24 protein-coding genes are annotated in these 24911 nt (G+C 71.3%); 13 read left to right on the plus strand and 11 right to left on the minus strand.

Translation table 11 applies throughout. From position 1 onward, the window contains the following. The first annotated feature begins 204 nt into the window (after positions 1-204). Positions 205-1137, plus strand: coding sequence for a sterol desaturase family protein (locus IE97_RS0133105; RefSeq protein WP_030248808.1), 933 nt, complete (start codon positions 205-207; stop codon positions 1135-1137). Then, on the plus strand, positions 1134-1907 hold the full coding sequence (locus tag IE97_RS0133110) for a lysoplasmalogenase (protein WP_078603464.1): 774 nt from the start codon (positions 1134-1136) through the stop codon (positions 1905-1907). Before IE97_RS0133105 ends, IE97_RS0133110 begins: the two co-directional genes overlap by 4 nt. Before the next feature lie 82 nt (positions 1908-1989). Here the strand turns inward: IE97_RS0133110 and IE97_RS0133115 are convergent, their stop codons facing one another. The 3 genes from IE97_RS0133115 to IE97_RS0133125 all read right to left on the minus strand — a co-directional run bounded on the left by IE97_RS0133115 (position 1990) and on the right by IE97_RS0133125 (position 6310). Continuing rightward, entirely contained in the window at positions 1990-3015 is a 1026-nt protein-coding gene (locus IE97_RS0133115) for a CopD family protein (protein ID WP_030248813.1), read from the minus strand. 180 nt (positions 3016-3195) lie between these two features. Further along, complete coding sequence (locus tag IE97_RS0133120) at positions 3196-4716, minus strand: S8 family peptidase (protein ID WP_030248816.1); 1521 nt, start codon at positions 4714-4716, stop codon at positions 3196-3198. A gap of 64 nt (positions 4717-4780) precedes the next feature. Next, positions 4781-6310 (minus strand): S8 family peptidase, encoded by a 1530-nt coding sequence (locus IE97_RS0133125; protein ID WP_030248819.1) that lies wholly within the window; start codon positions 6308-6310, stop codon positions 4781-4783. A gap of 255 nt (positions 6311-6565) precedes the next feature. Here IE97_RS0133125 and IE97_RS0133130 point away from each other — a divergent pair, with 255 nt between their 5' ends. From IE97_RS0133130 to moaA, 3 genes are all read left to right on the plus strand, one after another. Beyond that, positions 6566-6922: a DUF485 domain-containing protein gene (locus IE97_RS0133130; protein WP_030248822.1), complete on the plus strand. Its 357-nt coding sequence runs from the start codon at positions 6566-6568 to the stop codon at positions 6920-6922. After that, positions 6919-8544, plus strand: coding sequence for a cation acetate symporter (locus IE97_RS0133135; protein ID WP_030248824.1), 1626 nt, complete (start codon positions 6919-6921; stop codon positions 8542-8544). The genes IE97_RS0133130 and IE97_RS0133135 overlap by 4 nt, the downstream gene beginning before the upstream one ends. A gap of 169 nt (positions 8545-8713) precedes the next feature. Beyond that, entirely contained in the window at positions 8714-9703 is a 990-nt protein-coding gene (moaA, locus tag IE97_RS0133140) for a GTP 3',8-cyclase MoaA (protein ID WP_030248826.1), read from the plus strand. Positions 9704-9707: 4 nt separating this feature from the next. Here moaA and IE97_RS0133145 read toward each other — a convergent pair whose 3' ends face one another. Together IE97_RS0133145 and IE97_RS0133150 are read right to left on the minus strand one after the other, a co-directional pair. After that, on the minus strand, positions 9708-9926 hold the full coding sequence (locus IE97_RS0133145) for a hypothetical protein (RefSeq protein WP_030248829.1): 219 nt from the start codon (positions 9924-9926) through the stop codon (positions 9708-9710). A 216-nt stretch (positions 9927-10142) separates the two neighbouring features. Beyond that, on the minus strand, positions 10143-10538 hold the full coding sequence (locus IE97_RS0133150) for a DUF3099 domain-containing protein (RefSeq protein ID WP_030248831.1): 396 nt from the start codon (positions 10536-10538) through the stop codon (positions 10143-10145). 243 nt (positions 10539-10781) lie between these two features. Here IE97_RS0133150 and IE97_RS0133155 point away from each other — a divergent pair, with 243 nt between their 5' ends. Next, positions 10782-11057, plus strand: coding sequence for a GlsB/YeaQ/YmgE family stress response membrane protein (locus IE97_RS0133155; RefSeq protein WP_030248833.1), 276 nt, complete (start codon positions 10782-10784; stop codon positions 11055-11057). A 60-nt stretch (positions 11058-11117) separates the two neighbouring features. Here the strand turns inward: IE97_RS0133155 and tyrS are convergent, their stop codons facing one another. From tyrS to IE97_RS0133170, 3 genes are read right to left on the minus strand one after another with little or no spacing between them, the layout of a single operon-like run. Further along, the gene (tyrS, locus tag IE97_RS0133160) at positions 11118-12386 is read right to left on the minus strand and encodes a tyrosine--tRNA ligase (RefSeq protein ID WP_030248837.1); all 1269 of its coding nucleotides are present in this window, start codon (positions 12384-12386) and stop codon (positions 11118-11120) included. Between the two features lie 56 nt (positions 12387-12442). Beyond that, the gene (locus tag IE97_RS0133165) at positions 12443-13837 is read right to left on the minus strand and encodes a metallopeptidase TldD-related protein (RefSeq protein WP_030248840.1); all 1395 of its coding nucleotides are present in this window, start codon (positions 13835-13837) and stop codon (positions 12443-12445) included. Next, positions 13834-15390, minus strand: coding sequence for a TldD/PmbA family protein (locus IE97_RS0133170; protein ID WP_030248842.1), 1557 nt, complete (start codon positions 15388-15390; stop codon positions 13834-13836). The genes IE97_RS0133165 and IE97_RS0133170 overlap by 4 nt, the downstream gene beginning before the upstream one ends. A gap of 242 nt (positions 15391-15632) precedes the next feature. On the opposite strand from IE97_RS0133170, the gene fabG reads away from it, so the two are divergent. From fabG to IE97_RS0133185, 3 genes are all read left to right on the plus strand, one after another. Next, positions 15633-16352 carry a 3-oxoacyl-[acyl-carrier-protein] reductase gene (fabG, locus tag IE97_RS0133175; protein WP_030248845.1) on the plus strand — a complete coding sequence of 240 codons (720 nt, stop codon included), beginning with the start codon at positions 15633-15635 and terminating at the stop codon, positions 16350-16352. 5 nt (positions 16353-16357) lie between these two features. After that, entirely contained in the window at positions 16358-17125 is a 768-nt protein-coding gene (gene fabI / locus IE97_RS0133180) for an enoyl-ACP reductase FabI (RefSeq protein WP_030248847.1), read from the plus strand. Between the two features lie 160 nt (positions 17126-17285). Then, positions 17286-17636, plus strand: coding sequence for a hypothetical protein (locus IE97_RS0133185; protein ID WP_030248850.1), 351 nt, complete (start codon positions 17286-17288; stop codon positions 17634-17636). Here the strand turns inward: IE97_RS0133185 and IE97_RS0133190 are convergent. Next, positions 17614-18306: a FadR/GntR family transcriptional regulator gene (locus tag IE97_RS0133190; RefSeq protein ID WP_030248852.1), complete on the minus strand. Its 693-nt coding sequence runs from the start codon at positions 18304-18306 to the stop codon at positions 17614-17616. The two genes, IE97_RS0133185 and IE97_RS0133190, sit on opposite strands and share 23 nt — an antisense overlap. Before the next feature lie 91 nt (positions 18307-18397). Here IE97_RS0133190 and IE97_RS0133195 point away from each other — a divergent pair, with 91 nt between their 5' ends. From IE97_RS0133195 to IE97_RS0133210, 4 genes are all read left to right on the plus strand, one after another. Beyond that, positions 18398-19885 (plus strand): MFS transporter, encoded by a 1488-nt coding sequence (locus IE97_RS0133195; RefSeq protein WP_030248855.1) that lies wholly within the window; start codon positions 18398-18400, stop codon positions 19883-19885. A gap of 67 nt (positions 19886-19952) precedes the next feature. Next, positions 19953-20069, plus strand: coding sequence for an SGM_5486 family transporter-associated protein (locus IE97_RS43515; protein ID WP_106975484.1), 117 nt, complete (start codon positions 19953-19955; stop codon positions 20067-20069). Positions 20070-20255: 186 nt separating this feature from the next. Then, a complete protein-coding gene (locus tag IE97_RS0133205; protein ID WP_030248858.1) occupies positions 20256-20462 on the plus strand; it encodes a hypothetical protein in 207 nt (68 codons plus the stop codon). A gap of 65 nt (positions 20463-20527) precedes the next feature. Then, on the plus strand, positions 20528-21046 hold the full coding sequence (locus IE97_RS0133210; RefSeq protein WP_030248863.1) for a SixA phosphatase family protein: 519 nt from the start codon (positions 20528-20530) through the stop codon (positions 21044-21046). Between the two features lie 88 nt (positions 21047-21134). Here IE97_RS0133210 and serB read toward each other — a convergent pair whose 3' ends face one another. Both serB and IE97_RS38860 read right to left on the minus strand, forming a co-directional pair. Next, positions 21135-22349 (minus strand): phosphoserine phosphatase SerB, encoded by a 1215-nt coding sequence (serB, locus tag IE97_RS0133215; RefSeq protein WP_030248867.1) that lies wholly within the window; start codon positions 22347-22349, stop codon positions 21135-21137. A gap of 127 nt (positions 22350-22476) precedes the next feature. Then, on the minus strand, positions 22477-24780 hold the full coding sequence (locus tag IE97_RS38860; RefSeq protein ID WP_037845167.1) for a streptophobe family protein: 2304 nt from the start codon (positions 24778-24780) through the stop codon (positions 22477-22479). Positions 24781-24911: the final 131 nt, after the last annotated feature.

The raw sequence follows: 24911 nt of genomic DNA on the forward strand, positions 1-24911 counted from the left end.
TGCGCCCACCCGCCCCTTCCGACGCCCCCTCAGGCGTCTTGTCCGGTCTGTCCGTTCGCGCGGCGTACGTCTGATCGATGCTCAGCTGTGCCGCAGCCGGTCCCGGGATTGGCGGAGATCGCCAAGAAGCAAGCGCGTACCGTCGGTAATACTTGTGGGTAACAACGTCTGGCCGTGGCAGGGCGGCGGTCCTACGGTGCAGTCATGCCGAACCTGCCCGATGTCGTGCTGTGGTCGATACCCGCCTTCGTGCTGCTCACCGTGGTCGAGATGGTGAGCTACCGTCTCCACCCGGACGAGGACGCGGAGGGCTACGAGGCGAAGGACGCCGCGACGAGTGTCGGCATGGGGCTCGGAAGCCTCGTCTTCGACTTCCTCTGGAAGATCCCGATCGTCGCCGTCTACACGGCCCTCTACGAACTGACGCCCCTGCGCGTGCCCGTTCTGTGGTGGACCGTCCCGCTGATGCTGCTGGCGCAGGACTTCTTCTACTACTGGTCCCACCGCGGCCACCACGTCATCCGCATCCTGTGGGCCTGTCATGTCGTCCACCACTCCAGCCGGAAGTTCAACTTCACCACCGCGCTGCGTCAGCCCTGGACGTCCCTGACCGTGTGGCCGTTCTACGTACCCCTCATCGCCGCCGGCGTGCACCCGGCCGCGCTCGCGTTCTGCTCCTCCGCGAACCTCGTCTACCAGTTCTGGATCCACACCGAGCGGATCGACAAGATGCCCCGCTGGTTCGAGTTCGTCTTCAACACCCCGTCGCACCACCGGGTCCACCACGCATCCCAGGGCGGCTACCTCGACCGCAACTTCGGCGGCATCCTCATCGTCTGGGACCGGCTGTTCGGATCGTTCGTCGCCGAGACCGTGCGGCCCCGGTACGGGCTGACCAAGAACATCGACACGTACAACCTGCTGAAAGTGGCAACACACGAATACGTGTCCATCGCGAAGGACCTGAGGGCGGCGCGCAGTTGGCGGGAGCGCGCGGGGCGCGTGTTCCGGGGGCCGGGCTGGGGGCCCGCACCGGCACCGGCTCCCGTCCAGCCGGCGGCCTCGGGCACCGCTCCGGCTCCGGCCGGCGCGCCCGGTGAGAAACGCGCGCAGGTCGGCGAGAGCACCTCCGCATGAGCCCCTCCCGTCTCCTCCTCGCCGCCTTCGCTCTCGCCGCCGCCGTCGACCTCGTCTCCCTCGCGGCCGGCTTCGACGCCGGGCACCTCGTGACAAAGCCCCTGCTGATGCCGCTCCTCGCCTCCTGGGCCGTCCTGCGCAAAGCGCCCCGGCCGCTGGTCGCCGCCCTGCTGTTCGGCTGGGGCGGGGACGTCCTGCTGCTCTTCGAGGCCGAGCCGGCCTTCCTCGCCGGCATGGCCTCCTTCGCCGCGGGGCACGTCTGCTATCTGGTCCTCTTCGCGAGGTACGGCAGCCGTCACGCCGTCCCGGCACGCTCCCCCAAGCGCCTCGAGCAAGAGGAACCCCCACACCGGACGCCGCTCCTCAACGGGCAAACCCGGGCCGCCGCGGCACCAGCCCTCGGCTACGCCGCCGCCCTCGTCACGACCGTCGCGCTGCTGTGGCCGGACCTGCCGGCGGACCTGCGCCTTCCGGTCGCCGCGTACAGCCTCCTGCTCACGGCCATGGCGTACCGGGCGGGCGTCCGGCTCGGCCTCGTCGCCGGACTCGGCGGCGCGCTCTTCCTGCTCTCCGACACACTCATCGCGACCGGTGTCGCCGAGTGGCCGCAGCCGCCCAGGCCCGACTTCTGGATCATGCTCACGTACATCGCGGCGCAGGCCCTGCTCGCCGCCGGCACCCTGGGCGCCCTCAGGGGTCCTTGCACTGTGCCCGTCCGGGGCGCGCGACCTGGCACCGTGCATCGCAAGGCGCCGGACCACGCGCCCTGATCGGACGCTCATGGTGCAAGGACCCCTCGACGCTCGGCGGACACCGGCCGCGACGTACGGCGAGATGCGCGCCGCACGGGACTCACCAGCGGATGGGCACCGGAAGGGCGGTCAGCAGCCCGGACACCGCGACCGCCAGGCCCAGTGCGACGACCTCCGCCCGCGCCGGCGCGACCGCGGTCAGCGGGTCGGCCGCCCGGCGCACCCGGTGCCGCGCCCACCCGGCGAGGACGGCGGCGACGGCCACGAGCACCACCTTGGCGAGCAGGACACGCCCGTACGCCGTCGCCGTCAGCTGCTCCAGGACCGTCTCTGGCGGCATCCGGCGCAGTGAACTCCACACGCCGGTCGCGGTGATGGCGGCGAGCAGAACGACTGCCACCCGCGCGTAGCGGCCCAGCAGGGCGGCGCCCGCCTCGGGGTCGTACCGGCCGTGCCACAGCCGCAAGGTTCGCAGGGCGTGCAGCAGGCCGCCCGCCCACAGCGCCGCGCAGGTCAGGTGGACGAGCGTCAGCACCGAGCCGGTCAGTGGGCTGTGCTCGGTCGCCGGGTGCGCGCGCAGGGCCTCCGCGACGACCACGACGGCCAGCGGCCAGATCTGGGTGGCGGGCCGGCGCGTCACCGCGCACAGCCCCGCCACGAGGAACGCGTTGACCTCGAGCAGGGCCAGCTTGCCGTCCCGGGACGCGTAGAGCCCGCCGATGTCGATGTCCGCCAGACCGTCCGGGACGAGATTGCCCGTGGCCACCACCGAGGCCAGTGCGAGGGCGGCGAGGAAACCGGCGGCCGCCGCGAAGGGCGACCAACCGCGGGGGACACCGGGATCACCGGCCCCGGCGCCCGGCAGGGACCGCGCCAGCCGGTTCACGAACAACTCGCCGACGGGCACGCACAGCGCCGCGAACAGCACCGTGCGCAGCAGGGCTGTGCCACCGGCGCCGGGCGCTTCGGCCTCCCCGGTGCCGTGCAGCGCGGTCGGCGGGCCGAGCAGCGGGATCGACGCGGCCAGCGCCACCAGCACCAGGACGGCGACGGACCGGCCCGCACCGGCGCGCCGCACGGGCCCGAGCCCCTCGGCCGCCCCGGGGGTGGGTCTTGTCAAGGTCACCCCGAGATCTTCACCGGCCTTCACGCGAACGGGCAAGCCGGACCGACGAAGCCGGTACCGAACGCCGACACCGCGGTAGTCCCGCGGCGGTACCGCACACCGACCGAGGGAACCCTGTCGCAGACACGAAGCAGGCCGGGCAGGTGTCCCCGCCCGGCCCGGACCGCCTTCACGCGAGCTTTACTCGGTCACCGCGTCCAGCGCGTCCGCGATGCCCCAGCCGTAGAAGCCGTTGCGGTTCTTCGTGCCCTCGCACACCGCGTCGACCTTGCCGTCGGCGTCGATGTCGTACGGGTCCGTGCACGCCCTGGCGTCCGCCTGCGCGTACAGCATCGCCTTCACCAGCGCCGGAGGGGCGTACGGGTGCGTCGACTTGATGAGCGCGGCGACACCCGCGACGTGCGGGGACGCCATCGACGTACCGGCCATGTAGCCCCACTTGCCACCCGGCAGCGTGCCCAGGATCAGCCCGCTCGTGGCCGGCGGCTCCGGCTTCTGGTAGGCCGTCGAGTCGCCGCCCGGCGCGGCTATGTCTGCCACGCCCAGACCGTAGTTGGAGAAGGACGACTTGATGCCCTTCGCGCCTGTCGAGGCGACCGTGACGACACCCGGCAGCTGGGTCGGGATGTCGAGGCACTCCGAGGGGTCGACGACCCGGTCGCCGGGCGTGGAGTCGTTCGGGGACGCCGGGTCGGTGATCTCGTCGGACGCCAGGTCGTAGTTCTCGTTGCCGGCCGCCGCGACGTTGACCGCGCCCTTCTTCTCCGCGTACCGCGAGGCCCGCTTGACGGCCTCCAGGAGCGCCTTCTGGTCCGGGTCGTTCTTGCAGTTGAAGTACCAGGGGTCCGTGTAATAGCTGTTGTTCGTCACGTCGACCCCGTGCTCGGCCGCCCACACGAACCCGCAGACCACGGCCTCGGTGTAGAAGAAACCGTCCGGGTTGGACACCTTGATGCCGGAGACCTTCACACCGGGCGCGACACCGGTCATGCCGACGCCGTTCTTGGCGGCGGCGATCTCCCCGGCCACATGCGTGCCGTGCGGGCTCTCCGAGGCGGCGGGACGCCACGCCCCGTCGGCGGTGTCCGGCTTGCCCGAGACGCAGTTGACCGACGCCTCGCGGTCGAAGTTGGGCGCGATGTCCGGGTGGGTGTCGTCCACGCCGGTGTCGATCACGGCGACCGTGACCTTGGAGCTGCCCAGCGACTTCTTGTGCGCCTGGTCCGCCTTGATGGCGGGCAGGTCCCACTGCTGCGGCTCCAGCGGGTCCTGTCCGGCGGGGGCCTCGGCCCCGGCGACCTCCGCCGCGCTCAGCGCCTTCGGTGTGCCCAGGTCGGTCGTCGCCGCCGAGGGCAGCGGCGCGGTGCGGGTGGCCCCGGCCGACTGCACGCCGCGCACCGTGCGGATGGTCTTGGCGAAGTCGGGGTCCGAGGAGTGGACGACGATGACGCCGATCTGGTCGTACGACGTCACGATCGTGCCACCGGCCTTGCCGACGGCCTTCTTCACGGACGCCGAAGTGCCGTGGCCCGGCTTGACGTTGACGACGTAGCTGAGCGACGTGGCGTCGGCCGCGACCGCCGCGGGGGAGTCCTCGGCGGCTGTGGCGCTGCTGTTCGGCAGGAACGCCAGGGCCGTGGCCATGGCCATCCCGGCCGGGATCGCGACGGCGCGGCGGTAGCGCGCGTGCGGCGCAGTCATGGTGTCTCCAGTTCGTTCACGGTACGAGCTGATGGTGCGGAAGGTCTGGGAGCCGCGGGCCGGGTCACTTGACCGCGCGCAGCGCGTTGACGATGCCGTACCCGTAGAAGCCGTTGACGCGCTCGCCGCCCTCGCACACCGCGTCCTGCGTGCCGTCGCCGTCCTGGTCGTAGGACGTGGGGCAGGCGGTCCGGTCGGCCTGCGCCTTCAGCAGCGCCTGCAGCTGTGCCGGGGACGCCCAGGGGTGCTTGGACTTCAGCAGCGCGGCGACACCGGAGGCGTGCGGCGCGGCCATCGAGGTGCCCTGCAGGAAGGCGTACCCGCCGTTCGGCATGGTGGACAGGATGCGCCCGTCCTTGGAGGGCGTGTCCGGGATCTGGTAGCGGCGGTCACCACCCGGCGCGGCGACGTCGACGACGCCCTTGCCGTACGTCGAGTAGTACGACTTGACGTTGCTGACGCCGGTCGCGCTGACGGTGACGACACCCGGCAGCTGGGTCGGGACGTCGAGGCACTCGTGCGGGTCGATGGTGCGCTCGGCCGGCGTGGTGTCGTTCGGGCTGGAGTCGTCGACGATCGCGTCCGCGTCCAGGTCGTGGTTGGAGTTGCCGGCCGACGCGACGTTGAGCGTGCCCTTCTTCTGCGCGTAGAGCTGCGCCCTGTTGACCGCGTCGACGATGGCCCGCTGGTCCGGGTCGTCCATGCAGTTGTACAGCCACGGGTCGACGTAGTAGCTGTTGTTCGTGATCTCGACGCCGTGGTCGGCGGCGAACACGAAGGCGCACACGACGCTCTCCGGGTAGAAGAGGCCGCTGGTCCGGTCGGTCACGTTGATGCTGGAGACCTTCACACCGGGAGCGACGCCCGCCACGCCGGCCCCGTTGCGGGCGGCGGCTATCGAACCGGCGACATGCGTGCCGTGGTAGTCCTCGGCCGTGTACGGCCGCCAGGCGCCCTCGCTGGTGTCGGGCTTGCCGCCGGCGCAGTTGGCGGACTGGGACGCCGAGAAGTTCGGTGCGATGTCGGGGTGGGTGTCGTCCACGCCGGTGTCGATCACGGCGACGGTCACCTTGCGGCTGCCCGGGTTGATCTTCGCGGCCTGATCGGCGCCGATCGCCCGCAGGTCCCACTGGTCCGCCTCGAGGGGCTCGCTCTCGGGCGTCTGCGCCGAGGCCGCCTCGGCCCGCTGGGCCTGGGAAGCCGTCAGGTACTGCGCCGCCCCCTCCTCGTTCGTCCCCGCGGCGGTCAGCGGCGCGGTCCGCGTCGCACCCGCCGACTGGACCCCGCGCACCGTGCGTATGGACTCGGCGAAGTCGGCGTTCGAGGAGTGGACGACGATCACGCCGATCCGCTCGTACGTGGCCACGACCGAGCCGCCGGCCTTCCCGATCGCCTTCTTCACCGACGCGATCGTGTGTCGGTCCGCCTTGGTGTTGACGACGTACGCCAGCTTCGGCGCGTCAGCCGACTCCGCGGCCGCCTCCACGTGCGGGGACGCCGACGCGGCGGCGGGCAGGAAGCCGAGCGAGGCCGTCAGCGACAGCACGACGGGGACCGCGAGAGCGAGTCGACGTCTGGAACGCGGCTGGGACATGGGGTCTCCACATCATCCGGAAACGAAACCGGCCCGAGGCACAGGTGGTGCTCGGGCAGGTACATGACGGGGTGGTGCAGGGCGAAGCTATCCCGGGCTCTCGCTGGCCAGCAACGTTTTGCCGAAATCGGCTTCGGAAAGAAAGCCCGGCGGTTGAACCGCTCCTCGCGTGCCGCCGTGACGTTGAACAAGGAGCGCGAGGACACTCGCCCCCGTCCCCGTACCAACCGCTTCCGTCATTCCGAGGAGACTGTCGTGGCCACCGACGCACCGCCCCCCTCGAAAGAGCAACACAAACTCCCCTCACCCGAGGAGTTCACCGAGGTGCAGGAGAGCGCGGAGTTCGGTGAACTGCGCCGCTCCTACCGCTCCTTCGCCTTTCCGCTGACCGTCGCCTTCATCGCCTGGTACCTGCTGTACGTCCTGCTGTCGAACTACGCGGGCGGCTTCATGGGCACCAAGCTGTTCGGCAACATCAACGTCGCCTTCGTCCTCGGCGTCGCCCAGTTCGTCACCACGTTCCTCATCGCCTGGTGGTACTCGCGGCACGCCGCCGCGAAGCTCGACCCCAAGGCCGAGGCCATCAAGTCCCGGATGGAGGGCGGCGCATGAGCCCCGCACAGCAGACCCTTCTCGCCGCGAACGAGGCCAGCGAGCACCGCCCGCTGATCATCACCCTGTTCGCGCTCTTCGTCCTCGCGACCCTCGGCATCACCATCTGGGCCGGCCGCCAGACCAAGGACGCCGCCGACTTCTACGCCGGCGGACGCCAGTTCAGCGCCTTCCAGAATGGTCTCGCCGTCTCCGGCGACTACATGTCCGCCGCGTCGTTCCTCGGCATCGCGGGCGCGATCGCCCTCTTCGGCTACGACGGCTTCCTGTACTCCATCGGCTTCCTGGTCGCCTGGCTGGTCGCCCTGCTCCTGGTGGCCGAGCCGCTGAGGAACTCCGGCCGCTACACCATGGGCGACGTCCTCGCCTACCGCATGCGCCAGCGCCCGGTGCGCACCGCCGCCGGTACGTCCACGATCGTCGTGTCGATCTTCTACCTGCTGGCCCAGATGGCCGGCGCGGGCGTCCTCGTCTCGCTGCTGCTCGGCATCACCTCCGACGCGGGCAAGATCCTCATCGTCGCCCTCGTCGGCGTCCTGATGATCGTGTACGTGTCCATCGGCGGCATGAAGGGCACCACCTGGGTCCAGATGGTCAAGGCCGTGCTGCTCATCGGCGGCACCCTCCTGATCACCTTCCTGGTGCTGCTGAAGTTCAACTTCAACATCTCCGACCTGCTCGGCACGGCCGCCGAGAACAGCGGCAAGGGCGCCGCCTTCCTGGAGCCCGGCCTCCAGTACGGCATGACCGGCACCTCCAAGCTGGACTTCATCTCCCTGGGCATCGCCCTGGTGCTCGGCACGGCGGGCCTGCCGCACATCCTGATCCGCTTCTACACGGTGCCCGACGCCAAGGCCGCCCGGAAGTCCGTGAACTGGGCGATCGGCATCATCGGCGGCTTCTACCTGATGACCATCGCGCTCGGCTTCGGCGCCGCCGCGCTCATCTCGCAGGAAGAGATCATCGCGTCCAACCCGTCGGGCAACACCGCGGCACCCCTGCTCGCCCTGCACCTGGGCGGCGTCGACTCGACCTGGGGCGCGATCCTGCTCGCCACGATCTCGGCCGTGGCCTTCGCGACGATCCTCGCCGTCGTCGCCGGCCTCACCCTCGCCTCGTCCTCCTCCTTCGCGCACGACATCTACGCCAACGTCATCCGCAAGGGGAAGGCCTCCGGCGCCGAGGAGGTCCGCGCGGCCCGCTGGGCGACCGTGCTCATCGGTGTCGTCTCCATCGGCCTGGGCGCCCTCGCCCGAGACCTGAACGTGGCCGGCCTGGTCGCGCTCGCCTTCGCGGTCGCGGCCTCCGCCAACCTGCCGACGATCCTCTACAGCCTGTTCTGGAAGCGGTTCACCACCCAGGGCGCCCTGTGGTCGATCTACGGCGGTCTGATCGTCGCCGTCGGCCTGGTGCTGTTCTCGCCGGTCGTCTCGGGCGACCCCAAGGCGATGTTCCCCGAGGTCGACTTCGCCTGGTTCCCGCTGAAGAACCCGGGCATCATCTCCATCCCGTTCGGCTTCCTCATGGGCTGGCTCGGCACGGTCCTGTCCAAGGAGGAGCCCGACGCCAAGAAGTACGCGGAGCTGGAGGTCCGGTCCCTGACCGGCACCGGCGCCCACTGATCACGAACCCACGCCGCGGCCGCGCCGCAGGAACCTCCGGGCCCCTGCGGCGCGGCCGCGTTCCACGACATGGGATCGGGCCTGTGGAGTTGTCGGTGGCGTCACGTAGGCTCACAGGTGTCGGAGAACAGTGCTCCGGGCACGATCCGCGTCGAGGGAGGGGGCCCACGTGCTCATCGACACCTACGGCCGAGTGGCAACCGACCTGAGGGTCTCGCTGACCGACCGGTGCAACCTGCGCTGCACGTACTGCATGCCCGAGGAGGGACTGCAGTGGCTGGCCAAGCCGGACCTGCTCACGGATGACGAGATCGTCCGCCTGATCGACATCGCGGTCACGTCCCTCGGGATCGAGGAGATCCGCTTCACCGGCGGCGAGCCCTTGCTGCGCCCCGGCTTGGTCGGCATCGTCGAGCGCGTCGCGGCACTCGAGCCCCGCCCCCAGATGTCCCTCACGACCAACGGCATCGGCCTGGGGCGCACGGCGGCGGCGCTGAAGGCGGCCGGCCTGGACCGGGTCAACGTCTCCCTCGACACCCTCCGCCCGGACGTCTTCAAGACCCTCACCCGCCGCGACCGCCACAAGGACGTCATCCAGGGCCTGCACGCCGCGCGGGAGGCGGGCCTGACCCCGGTCAAGGTCAACTCGGTCCTGATGCCGGGGCTCAACGACGACGAGGCCCCCGACCTCCTCGCCTGGGCCGTGGAACACGACTACGAGCTGCGCTTCATCGAGCAGATGCCCCTGGACGCCCAGCACGGCTGGAAGCGCGACGGCATGATCACGGCGGGTGAGATCCTGGCCTCCCTGCGCACGCGCTTCGAGCTGACTCCCGAGGGTGAGGAGAAGCGCGGCTCGGCCCCGGCGGAGCGCTGGCTGGTCGACGGCGGCCCGCACGTGGTCGGTGTCATCGCCTCCGTCACCCGCCCCTTCTGCGCGGCCTGCGACCGCACCCGCCTCACGGCCGACGGCCAGATACGGACCTGCCTCTTCGCCCAGGAGGAGACCGACCTCCGCGCCGCCCTCCGCTCCGGCGCCCCGGACGAGGAGATCGCCCGCCTCTGGCGCCTGGCGATGTGGGGCAAGAAGGCGGGCGCGGGACTGGACGACCCGACGTTCGTGCAGCCGGACCGTCCCATGTCGGCGATCGGCGGCTGAGAGGTCAAGAGGTTTCCGGGGACTCCCACTCCTTGAGCAGGACGACGTCCTTGAGGAATCCCCGGACACCGAGGAACTGCGACAGATGCTCGCGATGCTCCTCGCAGGCCAGCCAGGTCTTCCGCCGCTCCGGCGTATGGATCTTGGGGTTGTTCCACGCAAGCACCCATACCGCGTCGACACGGCAGCCCTTCGCGGAACAGACGGGCGTCTCGTCACTCACAGGTTCGTCTCACCACTGCACACAGAAAAGGCGACGCCGAGCAGCCACGGGGGGAGCTGCCCGGCGTCGGTCCGTCGCTCCGACGGGGGATGCGGAGCGCCTACGAAGTATGTCACGGGTAACCCCGGGCCCGGCACCTGAACAACATGATTGATCTGAGCTTTTCTTGAGCTTGGCGGGAAGCCGACTTCCGTTTGTGATCAGTCCCCGGCAGCCCTACCGCTCGGACGACTCGCTCGGTGCTCCCCGTACGGGCCCCGGCGCGGTGTCTTCCGCGGCGGATTCCGCCCGGGCGTCGTCCGGCCCCGGCGGCGCGATCATCGGCCGCACCGGAGGCACCACGAACGTCGACGGCAGGGACGGCGCGTTCTCGCGCCCCGCGTTCGCGATCACCACCGCGATGTACGGCAGCACCAGCCCGAGCACCAACGCCACGATGGCGACGTGCCGTTCGATGTTCCACAGGGTGGCCGCGAGGATCACGGAGATCGTGCGAACCGTCATCGAGATCACGTACCGGCGCTGCCGCCCGCGTACGTCCTCCTGAAGTCCCGCCCGGGCGCCGGTGATCCGGAAAACCTGGACGTGTCCACCGCCATGCTGCTTCCGCATCGCATTCCACCATCCGCCCGTATCGCACTCTCCCCGCCCCGTGACAGCCCCGGCCGGCCGGGGAACCTGCCCAGGGCAGCTTCCACGTTACGCCGCGCCTGCGTCGGCCACGAGACCGGGGCCGCTCCGCCCGGGGCGGCCGGTCCGAGCCGTGCCGGGGACGGCCATCCCCGGCATGCGGCGTAGGGCACCTGGGCCGACACTGGGCGTAGTGGCCACGTCGAGCCGTACGAGGAGGCAGCGATGGGCTGGTTGTGGGCGATCATCGTGGGATTCGTACTCGGCCTTCTCGCCAAGGCGATCATCCCGGGCAAACAGCACATTCCTCTGTGGCTGACCACCATCCTGGGCATCCTCGGCGCCGTCGGCGGCAACGCGGTCGCCCGGGCGGCCGGCGTCGACGCGACCGCGGGCATCGACTGGTGGCGCCACATCTTCCAGCTGGTCGCCGCGGTGGCTCTCGTCGCCATCGGTGACCGGGCCTACATGTCGTTCAAGGGGAGACAGCGCAGGGCATGACGCGCGAGACGGCGAAGGGGGCGGCCTCCGGCACCGGAGGCCGCCCCCTTCCTCGTACGCTCAGGCGCCGGTGACCTCCACCGCCGCCAGGTTCTTCTTGCCCCGGCGCAGCACCAGCCAGCGGCCGTGCAGCAGGTCCTCCTTGGCGGGGACCGCGTCCTCACCGGTGACCTTGACGTTGTTCACGTAGGCGCCGCCCTCCTTGACCGTGCGGCGCGCGGCCGACTTGCTGGCGACCAGGCCGACCTCGGCGAACAGGTCCACGACCGGGCCGAGCTCGGCGACCTGGACGTGCGGCACCTCCGACAGGGCCGCGGCCAGCGTCCTGTCGTCGAGCTCCGCCAGCTCACCCTGCCCGAACAGGGCCTTCGACGCGGCGATCACGGCGGCCGTCTGGTCGGCGCCGTGCACCAGCGTCGTCAGCTCCTCGGCCAGCGCACGCTGCGCGGCACGGGCCTGCGGACGCTCCTGCGTCTGCTGCTCCAGCTCCTCCAGCTCCGCACGGGACCGGAAGGACAGGATGCGCATGTACTTCGAGATGTCCCGGTCGTCCACGTTCAGCCAGAACTGGTAGAACGCGTACGGCGTCGTCATCTCCGGGTCGAGCCAGACGGCGCCGCCCTCGGTCTTGCCGAACTTGGTGCCGTCCGCCTTGGTCATCAGCGGCGTCGCCATGGCGTGCACCGCGGCGTCCGGCTCCAGCCGGTGGATCAGATCCAGGCCCGCCGTGAGGTTGCCCCACTGGTCGCTGCCGCCCTGCTGGAGCGTGCAGCCGTACCTCCGGTACAGCTGCAGGAAGTCCATGCCCTGGAGAAGCTGGTAGCTGAACTCCGTGTAGCTGATGCCCTCGGAGGACTCCAGGCGCCGGGCCACCGAGTCCTTCGTCAGCATCTTGTTGACGCGGAAGTGCTTGCCGATGTCCCGCAGGAACTCGATCGCGGAGAGGTTCTCCGTCCAGTCGAGGTTGTTGACCATGACGGCCGCGTTCTCGCCCTCGAAGGTCAGGAACGGCTCGATCTGGGCGCGCAACTTGGCGACCCAGCCGGTGACCGTCTCCGGGTCGTTCAGCGTCCGCTCGGCGGTCGGACGCGGGTCGCCGATCAGACCCGTGGCACCGCCGACCAGCGCCAGCGGCCGGTGACCGGCCTGCTGGAGCCGGCGCACCGTGAGCACCTGTACCAGGTGGCCCACGTGCAGTGACGGCGCCGTCGGGTCGAAGCCGCAATAGAACGTGACGGGACCGTCCGCGAGCGCCTTGCGCAAAGCGTCCTCGTCAGTGGACAGGGCGAACAGCCCGCGCCACTTCAGCTCGTCGACGATGTCCGTCACGGTTCTCGTGTCTCCTTGGTGATCCTCGGGCAGTCGGGTGACAGCCGACTACGAGGTTATACGCCCTGACTGACTGAGCTCATATTGAAATCCGGGACCCGCAGCGCGGGCATGGCCGCCCTGGTGAACCAGTCGCCCCACTCCCTGGGCAGCGTCTTCTCGGTCCGTCCCGCCTCGGTGGCCCGGCCCAGCAGGCCGACCGGCGACTCGTTGAACCGGAAATTGTTCACCTCGCCGGTCACCTCGCCGTTCTCCACGAGGTAGACACCGTCCCGGGTCAGACCCGTCAGCAGCAGCGTCGCCGGATCGACCTCCCGGATGTACCACAGGCAGGTCAGCAGCAGTCCGCGCCCCGTGTTCGCGACCATCTCGTCCAGGGAGCGGTCCTCGCCGCCGTCCAGGACGAGGTTGTCGATGCCCGGCGCCACCGGCAGCCCGGTCAGACCCGCGCTGTGGCGGCTGGTCGTCAGGTGCCGCAGCTCGCCCTCGCGCATCCAGTCGGTGGACGTGAGCGGCAGCCCGTTGTCGAACACCGACTGGTCGCCCCCCGAGGAGTGGGCGATCACGAAGGGCGCCGACTCCAGACCGGGCTCCTTCGGATCGCTGCGCAGGGTGAGCGGCAGGTCGGTCAGCTTCTCGCCGACCCGGGTGCCGCCGCCCGGCTTGGAGAACACCGTGCGGCCCTCCACCGCGTCCCGGCCCGACGCCGACCACATCTGGTAGACCAGCAGGTCCGCCACGGCCGTCGGCGGCAGCAGCGTCTCGTACCGCCCCGCGGGCAGCTCCAGGCGCCGCTCGGCCCACCCGAGACGCACGGCCAGTTCCGCGTCCATGGCGGCCGGGTCGACGTCCTTGAAGTCCCGTGTGGAGCGCCCGGCCCACGCGGACCTGGTGCGGTCGGGGGACTTGGCGTTGAGCTCCAGCGTCCCGTTCGGCTGGTCGTGCCGCAGCCGCAGCCCCGTCGACGTGCCCACGTACGTCGACACCAGTTCGTGGTTGGCGAAGCCGTACAGTTCACGGCCACCCGCACGCGCGCGGGCGAAGGCCTCGCCGAGCGCCGGAGCGAAGTCGGCGAACACGGCGGAGGAGGTCTCGGCCGGCGCCTCCGTGAACTCCGGCGACCGCGCCACACCCGTGACCAGCGGCTGCGCGTCCTCGGCGGGTCCGGCACCGCGAGCGGCGGCCTCGGCGGCCCGCACCAGGGGCTCCAGCTCGTCGGCGGTCACGGCGGACCGGGACACCACTCCCGAGGCCGTGCCCTCCTTGCCGTCGACCGTGGCGACGACGGTGAGGGTGCGCCCGCGCGTGACACCGTTCGTGGTCAGCGCGTTGCCCGCCCAGCGCAGATTGGCGGTGGACTGCTCGTCGGCGATGACCACACACCCGTCCGCCCGGGACAGTTCGAGGGCGCGCTCGACGACCTCGTGCGGCTTGCTGGGACGCGCGCTCATCGACCGGCCTCCTGGGTCGTGTTGAGGATGTTGACGCCCTTGAACAGGGCCGACGGGCAGCCGTGGGACACGGACGCCACCTGGCCCGGCTGGGCCTTGCCGCAGTTGAAGGCGCCGCCCAGGACATAGGTCTGCGGACCGCCCACCGCGGCCATGGAGCCCCAGAAGTCGGTGGTCGTCGCCTGGTAGGCCACGTCCCGCAGCTGCCCGGCGAGCCGTCCGTTCTCGATCCGGTAGAAGCGCTGCCCCGTGAACTGGAAGTTGTAGCGCTGCATGTCGATCGACCAGGACCGGTCACCGACGACGTAGACGCCCCGCTCCACACCCCCGATCAGATCCTCGGTCGACATACCGGCCGGATCCGGCCGCAACGACACGTTGGCCATGCGCTGCACGGGCACGTGCCCGGGGGAGTCGGCGTAGGCGCACCCGTTGGACCGCTCGAAACCGGTCAGCCTGGCGATCCGCCGGTCCAGCTGGTAGCCGACCAGCGTGCCGTCCTTCACCAGGTCCCAGGACTGTGCCTCGACGCCCTCGTCGTCGTACCCGATCGTGGCGAGCCCGTGCTCGGCGGTGCGGTCGCCGGTGACGTTCATCAGCTCCGAGCCGTACCGCAACGTGCCCAGCTGGTCGAACGTGGCGAAGGACGTACCGGCGTACGCGGCCTCGTAACCGAGCGCCCGGTCCAGCTCGGTGGCGTGCCCGATGGACTCGTGGATGGTCAGCCACAGGTTGGACGGGTCGACGACCAGGTCGTACAGACCCGCCTCGACGCTCGGCGCCCGCATCTTCTCGGCGAGCAGCTCCGGGATCTGCTCCAGCTCGGCCTCCCAGTCCCAGCCGGTCCCCCGCAGGTACTCCCAACCGCGTCCCACGGGCGGCGCGAGCGTGCGCATCGAGTCGAACTCGCCGCTCGACTCGTCCACCGACACCGCGTTGAACACCGGGTGCAGCCGCACCCGCTGCTGCGTGGTCACGGTCCCGGCGGTGTCGGCGTAGAACTTGTTCTCGTGAACGGTGAGCAGCGAGGCGTCGACGTGATCGACCCCGTCCGCCGCGAGGAGCCGCGCGCTCCACTCCGCGAGGAGCCCGGCCTTCTCCTCGTCGGGCACGGTGAACGGATCGATCTCGTACGACGAGACCCACGTCTTCTCGGCGTGCACCGGCTCGTCGGCCAGCTCGACCCTCCCCCACTGCCCGAAAGGCGTGGGAGGTGCCCCCACGTCCGATCCGGCCGCCCTGATCACCTGTGCGGACAGCTTGGCCATCGCCACCGCCTGCCCGGCGACCTTCGCGGCGGCGTCCAGGCTGAGGTCGACACCGGACGCGAAACCCCACGTACCGCCGTGCACCACGCGCACCGCGTACCCGAGGTCGGTGGTGTCCGACGACCCGGCGGGCCTGGCGTCCCGGAACCGCCAGGAGGCGCCTCGCACCCGCTCGAACCGGAAGTCCGCGTGCTCCGCGCCCAGCGCACGCGCGCGGGCGAGGGCCGCGTCGGCGAGGGCGCGTAGAGGAAGCGCGAGGAACGATTGATCGATCTCATGGGCCACGGGCGGCCTCTCCTTCGGTCATGGCGCGGTCCGGGTGAGTGAAGCATGTCGCCAAGGGCGATGGTGTGGCCACACCGCCATGGTCGCCGCACTGACTGTAGGAACCCGACAGGAGGTCACGGGAGCCACTGTCGGTGCCTGAATGTTCCGGGACGGACTCGGACCGATAGGTTTTCGGAGAAGCCGCCTGTCATCCTGGTGTCCGGGCGGGTGAACCAGACCGCTACCGAAAGGGTGATCCGTTGAGCCGCTCGGTTCTCGTCACCGGAGGCAACCGGGGCATCGGCCTCGCCATCGCCCGCGCTTTCGCCGACGCCGGCGACAAGGTCGCCATCACGTACCGCTCGGGCGAGCCGCCCGCGGCCCTGACGGAATTGGGCTGCCTGGCCGTCAAGTGCGACATCACCGACGCCGAGCAGGTGGAGCAGGCCTACAAGGAGGTCGAGGAGGTCCACGGCCCCGTCGAGGTCCTCGTCGCCAACGCCGGCGTCACCAAGGACCAGCTCCTGATGCGCATGTCCGAGGAGGACTTCACGTCCGTCCTCGAGACGAACCTCACCGGCACCTTCCGGGTCGTCAAGCGCGCCAACCGCGGGATGCTGCGGGCCAAGAAGGGCCGCGTCGTGCTGATCTCCTCGGTCGTCGGGCTGCTCGGCTCCGCGGGGCAGGCCAACTACGCCGCCTCCAAGGCCGGCCTGGTCGGCTTCGCGCGCTCCCTCGCCCGTGAGCTGGGCTCGCGCAACATCACCTTCAACGTCGTCGCGCCCGGCTTCGTCGAGACCGACATGACCGCGGTGCTCTCCGACGAGCAGCGCGCCGGCATCGTGAAGCAGGTCCCGCTCGGCCGGTACGCGCAGCCCGAGGAGATCGCCGCGACGGTGCGGTTCCTCGCCTCGGACGACGCCTCGTACATCACTGGAGCCGTCATTCCCGTTGACGGCGGACTGGGAATGGGTCACTGATCACCATGAGCGGAATTCTCGAGGGCAAGCGCGTCCTGATCACCGGTGTGCTGACGGAGGCGTCCATCGCCTTCCACGCCGCCAAGCTGGCCCAGGAGCAGGGCGCCGAGGTCATCCTGACCGCCTACCCGCGGCCCACGCTGACCGAGCGCATCGCCAAGAAGCTCCCCAAGCCGACCAAGGTCATCGAGCTCGACGTGACCAACGACGAGCACCTCGGGCGCCTGGCCGACATCGTCGGCGAGGAGCTCGGCGGCCTCGACGGTGTGGTGCACTCCATCGGGTTCGCGCCGCAGGACGCCCTCGGCGGCAACTTCCTGAACACTCCGTTCGAGTCGGTCGCCACGGCCATGCACGTCTCGGCGTACTCCCTGAAGTCGCTGACCATGGCCTGCCTGCCGCTGATGCAGAACGGCGGCTCCGTCGTCGGCCTGACCTTCGACGCGCAGTTCGCCTGGCCGCAGTACGACTGGATGGGCCCGGCCAAGGCCGCTCTGGAGGCCACCAGCCGTTACATGGCCCGTGACCTCGGCAAGCAGAACATCCGCTGCAACCTGGTCTCGGCCGGCCCGCTCGGTTCCATGGCCGCCAAGTCCATCCCGGGCTTCAGCGAGCTGGCCTCCGTCTGGGACAACCGCTCCCCGCTCGAGTGGGACCTCAAGGACCCGGAGCCGGCCGGGCGCGGCGTCGTCGCCCTGCTGAGCGACTGGTTCCCGAAGACCACCGGCGAGATCATCCACGTGGACGGCGGTCTGCACGCCATCGGAGCCTGATCTCCGCCACGTCACCGGCGCCCCGTTTCCCGCAGCGTGCGGGGAGCGGGGCGTCACCCGTTCGGCCCACCCCGCCGGGCGGGGAGGCACACAACTCGGCACTCTGGATTACGCGTTCACCACGCGATCCCCTCCCCAGCACGGCCGAGGAGGTCCCCTTGTGCGCTTGTCCCGCCGAACGGCCTCTCTGCCCCTCGCCGTCGCTCTCGTGATGACCCTGGCGTACCAGGCGGTCTCCCACGCGCGGGCGCCCGCCGACGACCAGGAGCCGGCGGAGCCCTTCGGTGCCGCGTGCTGGGTCCGCGTCATCGACTCCACGGTGACCGCGTACTGCCGCAACCCGTACCCGGAGACCGACCACGTGAGCCTGCACATCGAGTGCGCCCGCTGGTGGGACATCGACACCGACAGTGCCCGGGTGGCGGCCGAGCCCGCCCGGACCGTGCGGCTGGCGGGACGCTGCTGGAAAGAGGTCGACGAGGCGTGGGTCAGTCACCGGCGGGGGAGCTGACCCCGCCCGGGCGGCACAGGAACGGATAGCGGGCGGCCTCAGCCGCCGCCTGCGCCGCGTCACCCGCGCGGATCGCGTCGAGCAGCCGCCCGTGCTCCATGTACGACTCCGGCGTCAGCTCCTCGCCGACGTCCTCGCGCAGCCAGTCCCGCAGCACCTCGCCCAGGTCCGCGTACATCGCGGTCATGACGTCGTTGTGGGAGGCCGACACCACGGCCAGGTGGAAGGTCGCGTCCGCCGTCACGAAGGCCTCCGTGTCACCCGACTCCCAGGCCTCCTCACGCCGTAGCAGCAGCGCGTCGAGCTGCTTGAGGTCCTTCTCGGTGCGCCGCTCGGCGGCCAGCCTGGCGGCGGACGACTCCAGCGTGGAACGCAGCTCGGCGATGTGCCGCGGATCGGCGCCGGCGAACCGCCGCTGCATCACGCCGGCCAGCTCGCTGGTCGCCACGACGTAGGTGCCGGAGCCCTGGCGGATGTCCAGCAGACCGTTGTGCGCGAGCGCGCGGACGGCCTCGCGGACCGTGTTGCGGGCGACACCCAGTTGCTCGACGAGTTCGGGCTCGGTCGGAATGCGGGATCCGATCGGCCATTCACCCGAGGTGATCTGGGCGCGCAGCGCGGCGATGACCTGCTCGGACAGCGCGGAGCGCCGGGGGTGGCTCAGGGGCATGACTCACCTTCGCACGACCGGGACGCCCGAGAGCGTGCGGGGTTCGGACCGAGTGGACAGTCAATCATCCTATGATTCTATGATGGGTCGCATGGCTAGTGAGGAAACCCGGACGTTGACGCCCCCGACCGTACGCGGCTCGGCCGCGCACGACGCCGGAACAAGCGGCGGCCCGGCCACCCGCGCGTGGACGAAACGGCTGCTCGTCCTCGGCATCGTGCTGTCCGCGCTGAACCTCCGCCCCGCCATCACCAGCCTCGGCGCTCTCCTGGAGGAGGTCCGTGACGGGCTCGGCATGAGCGGCAGCGTGGCCGGACTGCTCACCTCCGTGCCACCCCTGTGCTTCGCCGTCTTCGGCGTCATGGCCCCGCGGCTCGCCCGCCGCTTCGGAGCGGGCGCCGTGGTGTGCGCCGGCATGGCCGCCATCGCCACCGGCCTGCTGATCCGGCCGTACGCCGGCGGCACCGTCGGCTTCCTGGCAGCCAGCGCCCTCGCCCTCATGGGCATCGCGGTCAGCAACGTCCTGATGCCGGTCATCGTCAAGCACTGGTTCCCCGACCGGGTCGGTTCCATGACCGGCCTGTACTCCATGGCGCTGGCCCTGGGCACCTCCCTCGCGGCGGCGGTCACGGTGCCTCTGACCGACGCGCTGGGCGGAAGCTGGCAGTCGGGCCTGGTCCTCTGGGCGATCCTCGCGGTGGCGGCGATCCTGCCGTGGCTGCCGTTCGTACGGCGACGCACGGCGGTGTCCGGGCCCGGGGAGCGGGCCGCGGGCACCGAGACCCGCGGCGACGGGCCGGCGGAGGGCCGGGCGGCGACCTCAAAGATCGCGGGCCGCCGGACGGAAGTCCCGAGCGTGCAGACACCGGGCCGCTCGGCGACGGACGCCCTGAGTGAGCGGACGCCGGCCCCCTCCGGCGCGGAAGCCGCACGCCAGGAGACGTCGGCCGGCCATCGCGCTCCGGCGGAAGCCGCGCACGAGGAGACGCCGCGGCTGCGGATCACCCGGAGCCGTACGGCCTGGGCCCTGGCCGTCTTCTTCGGCCTCCAGGCGACCGCCGCCTACATCACCATGGGCTGGATGGCGCAGATCTTCCGGGACGCCGGTGTGCCCGCGGGCACCGCCGGGCTCCTGCTGGCGGTCACCATGGTCATGGGTGTTCCCCTGGCCTTCGTCATACCGCGCCTGGCGACGCGGCTGCCGCACCAGGGCCCGATCGTGCTCGCCCTGGGCGTCTGCGGCCTGGCCGGCTACGCCGGGCTGTACCTCGCACCGGCCGCCGGCGCCTGGGCCTGGGCCGTGCTGCTGGGCGTCTCCAACTGTGCCTTCCCGCTCGCCCTCACCATGGTCGGCATGCGGGCCAGGACCGGGCCCGGCGTGGCCCAGCTGTCGGCGTTCGCGCAGAGCACCGGCTACCTGCTCTCCATCCCGGGGCCGCTGCTGGTGGGCGTCCTGTACCAGCACAGCGGCGGCTGGGGCCTGCCGATCGCGCTGATGAGCACCCTGATGATCCCGCAGATGGTCTTCGGTGTCCTGGCGGGCCGGGACCGCACGGTCGAGGACGAGGCCGACCGCTGAGCCCGCCCCGGGGCACCGGTAGTACCCCGGGGTGCCCGGCGCGGGCGGCGAGTGCGAGACTTTCCCCATGCCAGTGCTCGACCCGAATCCCCAGCACGGTCAGAAGAAGATGCTGCTCGTGTTCGGCGCATTCTTCGCGATCTTCATCGTCATCGGCATCATCGCGACGATCGCCTCACCATGACCGTCGGCTCCCGGTTTGACCGGTCCGCTCGCGGCCCATGGTGGGGCTGGCCCCCCCGTCCCCTAGGGGGTAAGGGTCAGGGACAAGTGGGTGGATCACCGGATGGGGTGGCTGCCCCCGATTCCGTAGCTTCGATGTGTGACCGCGAGACGCGGGCCACCGACCCGTCGAAGAGCGGAGGCACCCATGTCGGCCCCTACGCACACCCGGCCCCACCCGGCCACCCGGGACGGCGCCGACAGCCGGTTGCCCTGGTGGGCCCTCGCCCTGCCCACGCTCGCCTTCGTCGCGCTGCTCGTCCTGATCCTGAACCCGTCGGACGCCCACGCGTCCACCGATGACCTCGCGATCACTCACCTCTTCGAACGGATACAGCAGCTGACAACCCGCTGAGCCCGTCCGATACCGGTGGCCAACTCCCTGCGCCCCATGGCGTGTTTCATGCGAAGCTGGATCACATGAGCGTCGCAGAACCCCGCACGATTGTCCTCTTCCGCCATGCGAAAGCCGACTGGCCACAGGTGACCGATCACGAGCGTCCGCTCGCTGACCGGGGCCGGAAAGACGCGGCGGAGGCCGGGCGCCGGCTCGCCGACACCGGCACCCCCTTCGACCTGGCCCTGTGCTCCACCGCGGTCCGGACCCGGGAGACCTGGAAGCTTGCCGTCCAGGAATTCCCGCAGCGGCCGAAAACCGTCTACGAGGAGCGGATCTACGAGGCCTCGCCGGGCGAGCTGATCGCCCTGCTCAACGAAACCCCCGACGACGCGCAGAACGTCCTGGTGATCGGCCACAACCCGGGTATCCAGGGCCTCGCCGACATCCTCGCGGGCTCGGCCGAGGACGACGCCCGCGAGCGGATGAGCCGCCGCGGTTTCCCGGCGGCTGCCTTCGCCGTTCTGTCGTTCAACGGCTCGTGGAAGAGCCTGGAGCCCGGCGTGGCCGCGCTCCAGGACTACTGGGCACCGGCCGAGTGACCGCCCCGGCGTGACCGCGGCACGGCGGCAGTGACCAAGGGCCCGGCACCGCACCGGCACCGGGCCCTCCTCACCGCTTCGAACTGGTTCACATCGCGTCGAGGGTGTCCGCCGCCTCGACCTCTTCACGGGTGACGCCCAGCAGGTACAGCACCGTGTCCAGGAAGGGGAAGTTCACCGCGGTGTGCGCGGCCTCGCGCACCACCGGCTTCGCGTTGAAGGCCACACCGAGACCGGCCGCGTTCAACATGTCCAGGTCATTGGCACCGTCACCGATCGCCACGGTCTGCGACAGCGGCACGCCCGCCTCGGCGGCGAACCGGCGCAGCAGCCGGGCCTTGCCCGCGCGGTCGACGATCTCCCCGGTGACCTTGCCCGTCAGCCTGCCGTCGACGATCTCCAGCGTGTTGGCTTGGGCGAAGTCCAGCCCGAGCCGCTCCTTCAGATCGTCCGTGACCTGGGTGAACCCGCCCGAGACGACGCCGACTTGGTAGCCGAGCCGCTTCAGCGTACGAATCAGGGTGCGGGCGCCCGGCGTCAGCCGCACCTCGCTGCGCACCTTGTCCACGACCGAGGCGTCCAGCCCTTCCAGGAGCGCCACCCGCGCGTGCAGGGACTGCTCGAAGTCCAGCTCGCCCCGCATGGCCGCCGCGGTCACCTCGGCGACCTTGTCCTCGCACCCGGCGTGCGCGGCGAACAGTTCGATGACCTCGTCCTGGATGAGCGTGGAGTCGACGTCCATGACGATCAGGCGCTGGGCGCGCCGGTGCAGACCGGCGGCGACGACCGCCACGTCGATGCCGAGCTTCGCCGCGTCGGTCGCCAGGGCGGTGCGCAGCGGCTCGGTCTCCACGCCGGACACGGCGAACTCGACCGCGGTCACGGGGTACTTGGCGAGCCGGAAGATACGGTCGATGTTGCCGCCGGTCCTGGTGATCCGCGCGGCGATGGCAGCCGTCGCCTCCGCGGTGAGCGGATGCCCCAGCACGGTGACCAAGGAGCGGCCCAGCCCGCGCGGCCGGTTGTCGCCGAGACCGGAGATGATCTCCGCCTGCATCTTCATCGACTCGGCCCAGCTGTGGACGGTCGCCCGAAGATCTCCCTCGAGTCCGGGGGGCGGCTCGGTCACGAGCGCGCACAGCACCATTCGGCCACGGGTGACGACCTGCTCGATGTCGACGACGTCGACGGAGTAGGCGGCGAGGGTGTCGAACAGGCCGGCCGTGATGCCCGGCCTGTCCTTGCCGAAGATCTTGACAAGGAGGGTGGGAACGTCGGAGGACGAGGTCTGCGAAGCGCTCATGGTGGTTCCACCGTATCCGGCAGGCAGGTCGGGCCGCCCCTGAGGTCCGCCCTGCGGACAGCGAACAGTGGGTGTCGCGTCGATGGCGTGAACCTTGCGTCCTGTCCCGTGGTCGCGGCACCCCGGGTTACCGTCCGCCACGCGGTTTCCGCGGTGGCGGGGGAGGAGGAGGGGGCGGCGGCCCGTCATCCGGCCTGGCCGGACGGTTGCCGCCCCTCGGCCCGGGCGGCTGCCGGGGACCCCGGGGCGGCGGCGCGACCGGCCGGGCCACGGTCGGCGCGCCGTACACGTCACCGTCCGCCGGGCCGCCGGGCTCGCCACCCGGCCGTGTCTCGTCCGGCGGGCCGGCTTCACCTGCCTGTGGGGGCCGCCCGGGCGGCGGACCATGGCCGGGACGAGGGGATCGGCTCGACCGCGGCGTCCGGCGGGGCCAGGGCGCCTCGCCGAGCCGCCGTCCGGCCTCTTCCGACCGCTGTTCCTCAGCGGGCCGCGCGTCCTCCGGTCCCCGCGACTCCTCCGGCAACCGGAGATACGGATTGGTGTCCGGGTTCGGCGGCCGGTACGGCGTACCCGGTGCGTATGGTCCGGCTTCCCGCTCGGCGTGCGGTGTGCCCGGCGTGTGTGGCCCGGCTTCCGCTCCATGCGGTGCGTTCGATGCGTGCGGCGCGGTTTCGTCTCCGTGGGGCGCACTCGATGCGTACGGCCCGGCCTTCTCCCTGTGTGGCGCCCGCGCGGCGTCCAACTCGGTCCAGGTTGCCCACCGCCCGGCGTCGGCCTCATGACCGGGCTGACCCGTGCCGGCGGCCCCCGGAACCGCCTGCCCGGCGCCCCTCTCCTCGCCGGTCCACCCGGCGTGCGCCCGGCTCCCCGCCCCACCCGCATCGGCAGCCCAGCCCACCCGGGCCAACGCCGCCGCGGACCGCCCCGCCGCCCCGCTGGCCCACGCGAGCAACGCCCCCACAGCCCCGGCCCCGGCGCCCCACAGCGCGCCCAGCAGCAGCGCCGTGCCGCGGCGGCCGTGCAGCTCGAGGCCCGCGCCGAACGCGTCGAAGCCGAGCACGGACAGGGAGGCGGAAACGGACACGTCCGTCAGCCAGACCAGCACCGGCAGGGCGGCCGCCGTCGCGACGCCCAGCCGCAGCGCGCACCGGCCCGCGAAACCAAGGGCCCCCGAGCCCGGTAGGCCCCCGTTTCCTTGCGGCCGTACGCCACCGGAGCTCAGCACGCTCCCCGCTTCTTCCGGCCGCAAGCGGCCCGAGCCCGCCACGCCCCCAGCCCCTGCGGACCGTACGCCTCCCGAGCCCCGCTCCCGCCCGTACCCGGCTGCCCCCGCCAGACCTCCCACCGGCGTCCGTACCCCTACCAGCACCCCCGCGAGCAGCATCATCAGCGCCGCGGCCGCCCCGAGCAGCCACACCCGCCCGTCCAGCTCGGCCAGCCGCCCCAGCGTCACCGGCTGGTCGGAGCGGACGGCGAGCAGGTCGTCCAGTGGGTCCGGCAGGAAACGGGTCAGTTCACCCGTGGCCCGGCCGTCCCACGGCACGAGCAGGCCGATCGGCACGCCCAGCCACACCCCGTTCGGCGCCCCGAGCAGTGCGGCGCCGGCGATGCGCCGGGGATGGTCGTCGCCGTTCGCGGCGTACACCGCCGCCGCGAGCCCGGCCGCCACCGCCACCAGCAGCACGGTCACCACCGCGGACACGGCCGGCCGTACGACCCGGTGCACGGCTTCCCAGCCCCGCGGCAGCGGAGTGCGGCGCGAGGCCAGCAGGGCGATGAGGAGGACCCCGGCCGACCACCCGAGTCCGCCGAGCAGCGTGGGCGCCGTGTCGACCGTGAAACCGACCGCCGCCCGCGCGTCGGCCAGGTCGCCGAGCCGGTCCGGCAGCAGCCCGCCGACGTCCCCTAGCCCGGGGACCTCCACACCGCCGCCGCCTGTCAGGTCGTCCAGCCCCAGCGAGGCGCCGTCGATCGTGACGACGTCGTGCCCCGCCCACGCGAGGCCGCCCAGCATCGCCACGAACAGCGCCACCACCGCGCCCGCACGAGCGAGGAGTTCGGCCGGTGAGATCACAACTCCCGCCGCACGCAGGGACCGCAGGAAGAAGTACGACAGCAGCAGCGCTCCGGCCAGGCTCACCCCCAGTGGCGTGATCTCGATGGCCGTGTCCGCCTCCGCGGCCGACAGGCCGAACGCCGACACGTCACCGGTCGGTGTGACCGAACCACCAGCCCCCAGGGCCACCACAGCCGCGGTCATCGGCCCCAACGAGCCGGCCGCGTCCGCCTCCAGAAGCCGCAGTCCCAGCGCCGCCGTACCCGCCATCCCGACCAACGCCCAGCTCACGGCGGCGACGGCGGACATCAGCACGTCCCCCCACGGCAAGCGCGCGGCTCCCCTCACCGACCCGGCATCTGTGGCAGCGCCCATGGCAGACCCCCCGATCCGCTACGCGGCGGGAACACCGCGCAGGTCCCCCTCGCGTCGAAATACCACTCTCCGGCCCGTTTTCAACCCCGTCAACGGGATCGGCTGATGCGTCCGCACGCGCCTGTCACAAG

Origin of the sequence: Streptomyces sp. NRRL S-455 (assembly GCF_000717875.1) — a bacterium.
Lineage (GTDB): Bacteria > Actinomycetota > Actinomycetes > Streptomycetales > Streptomycetaceae > Streptomyces.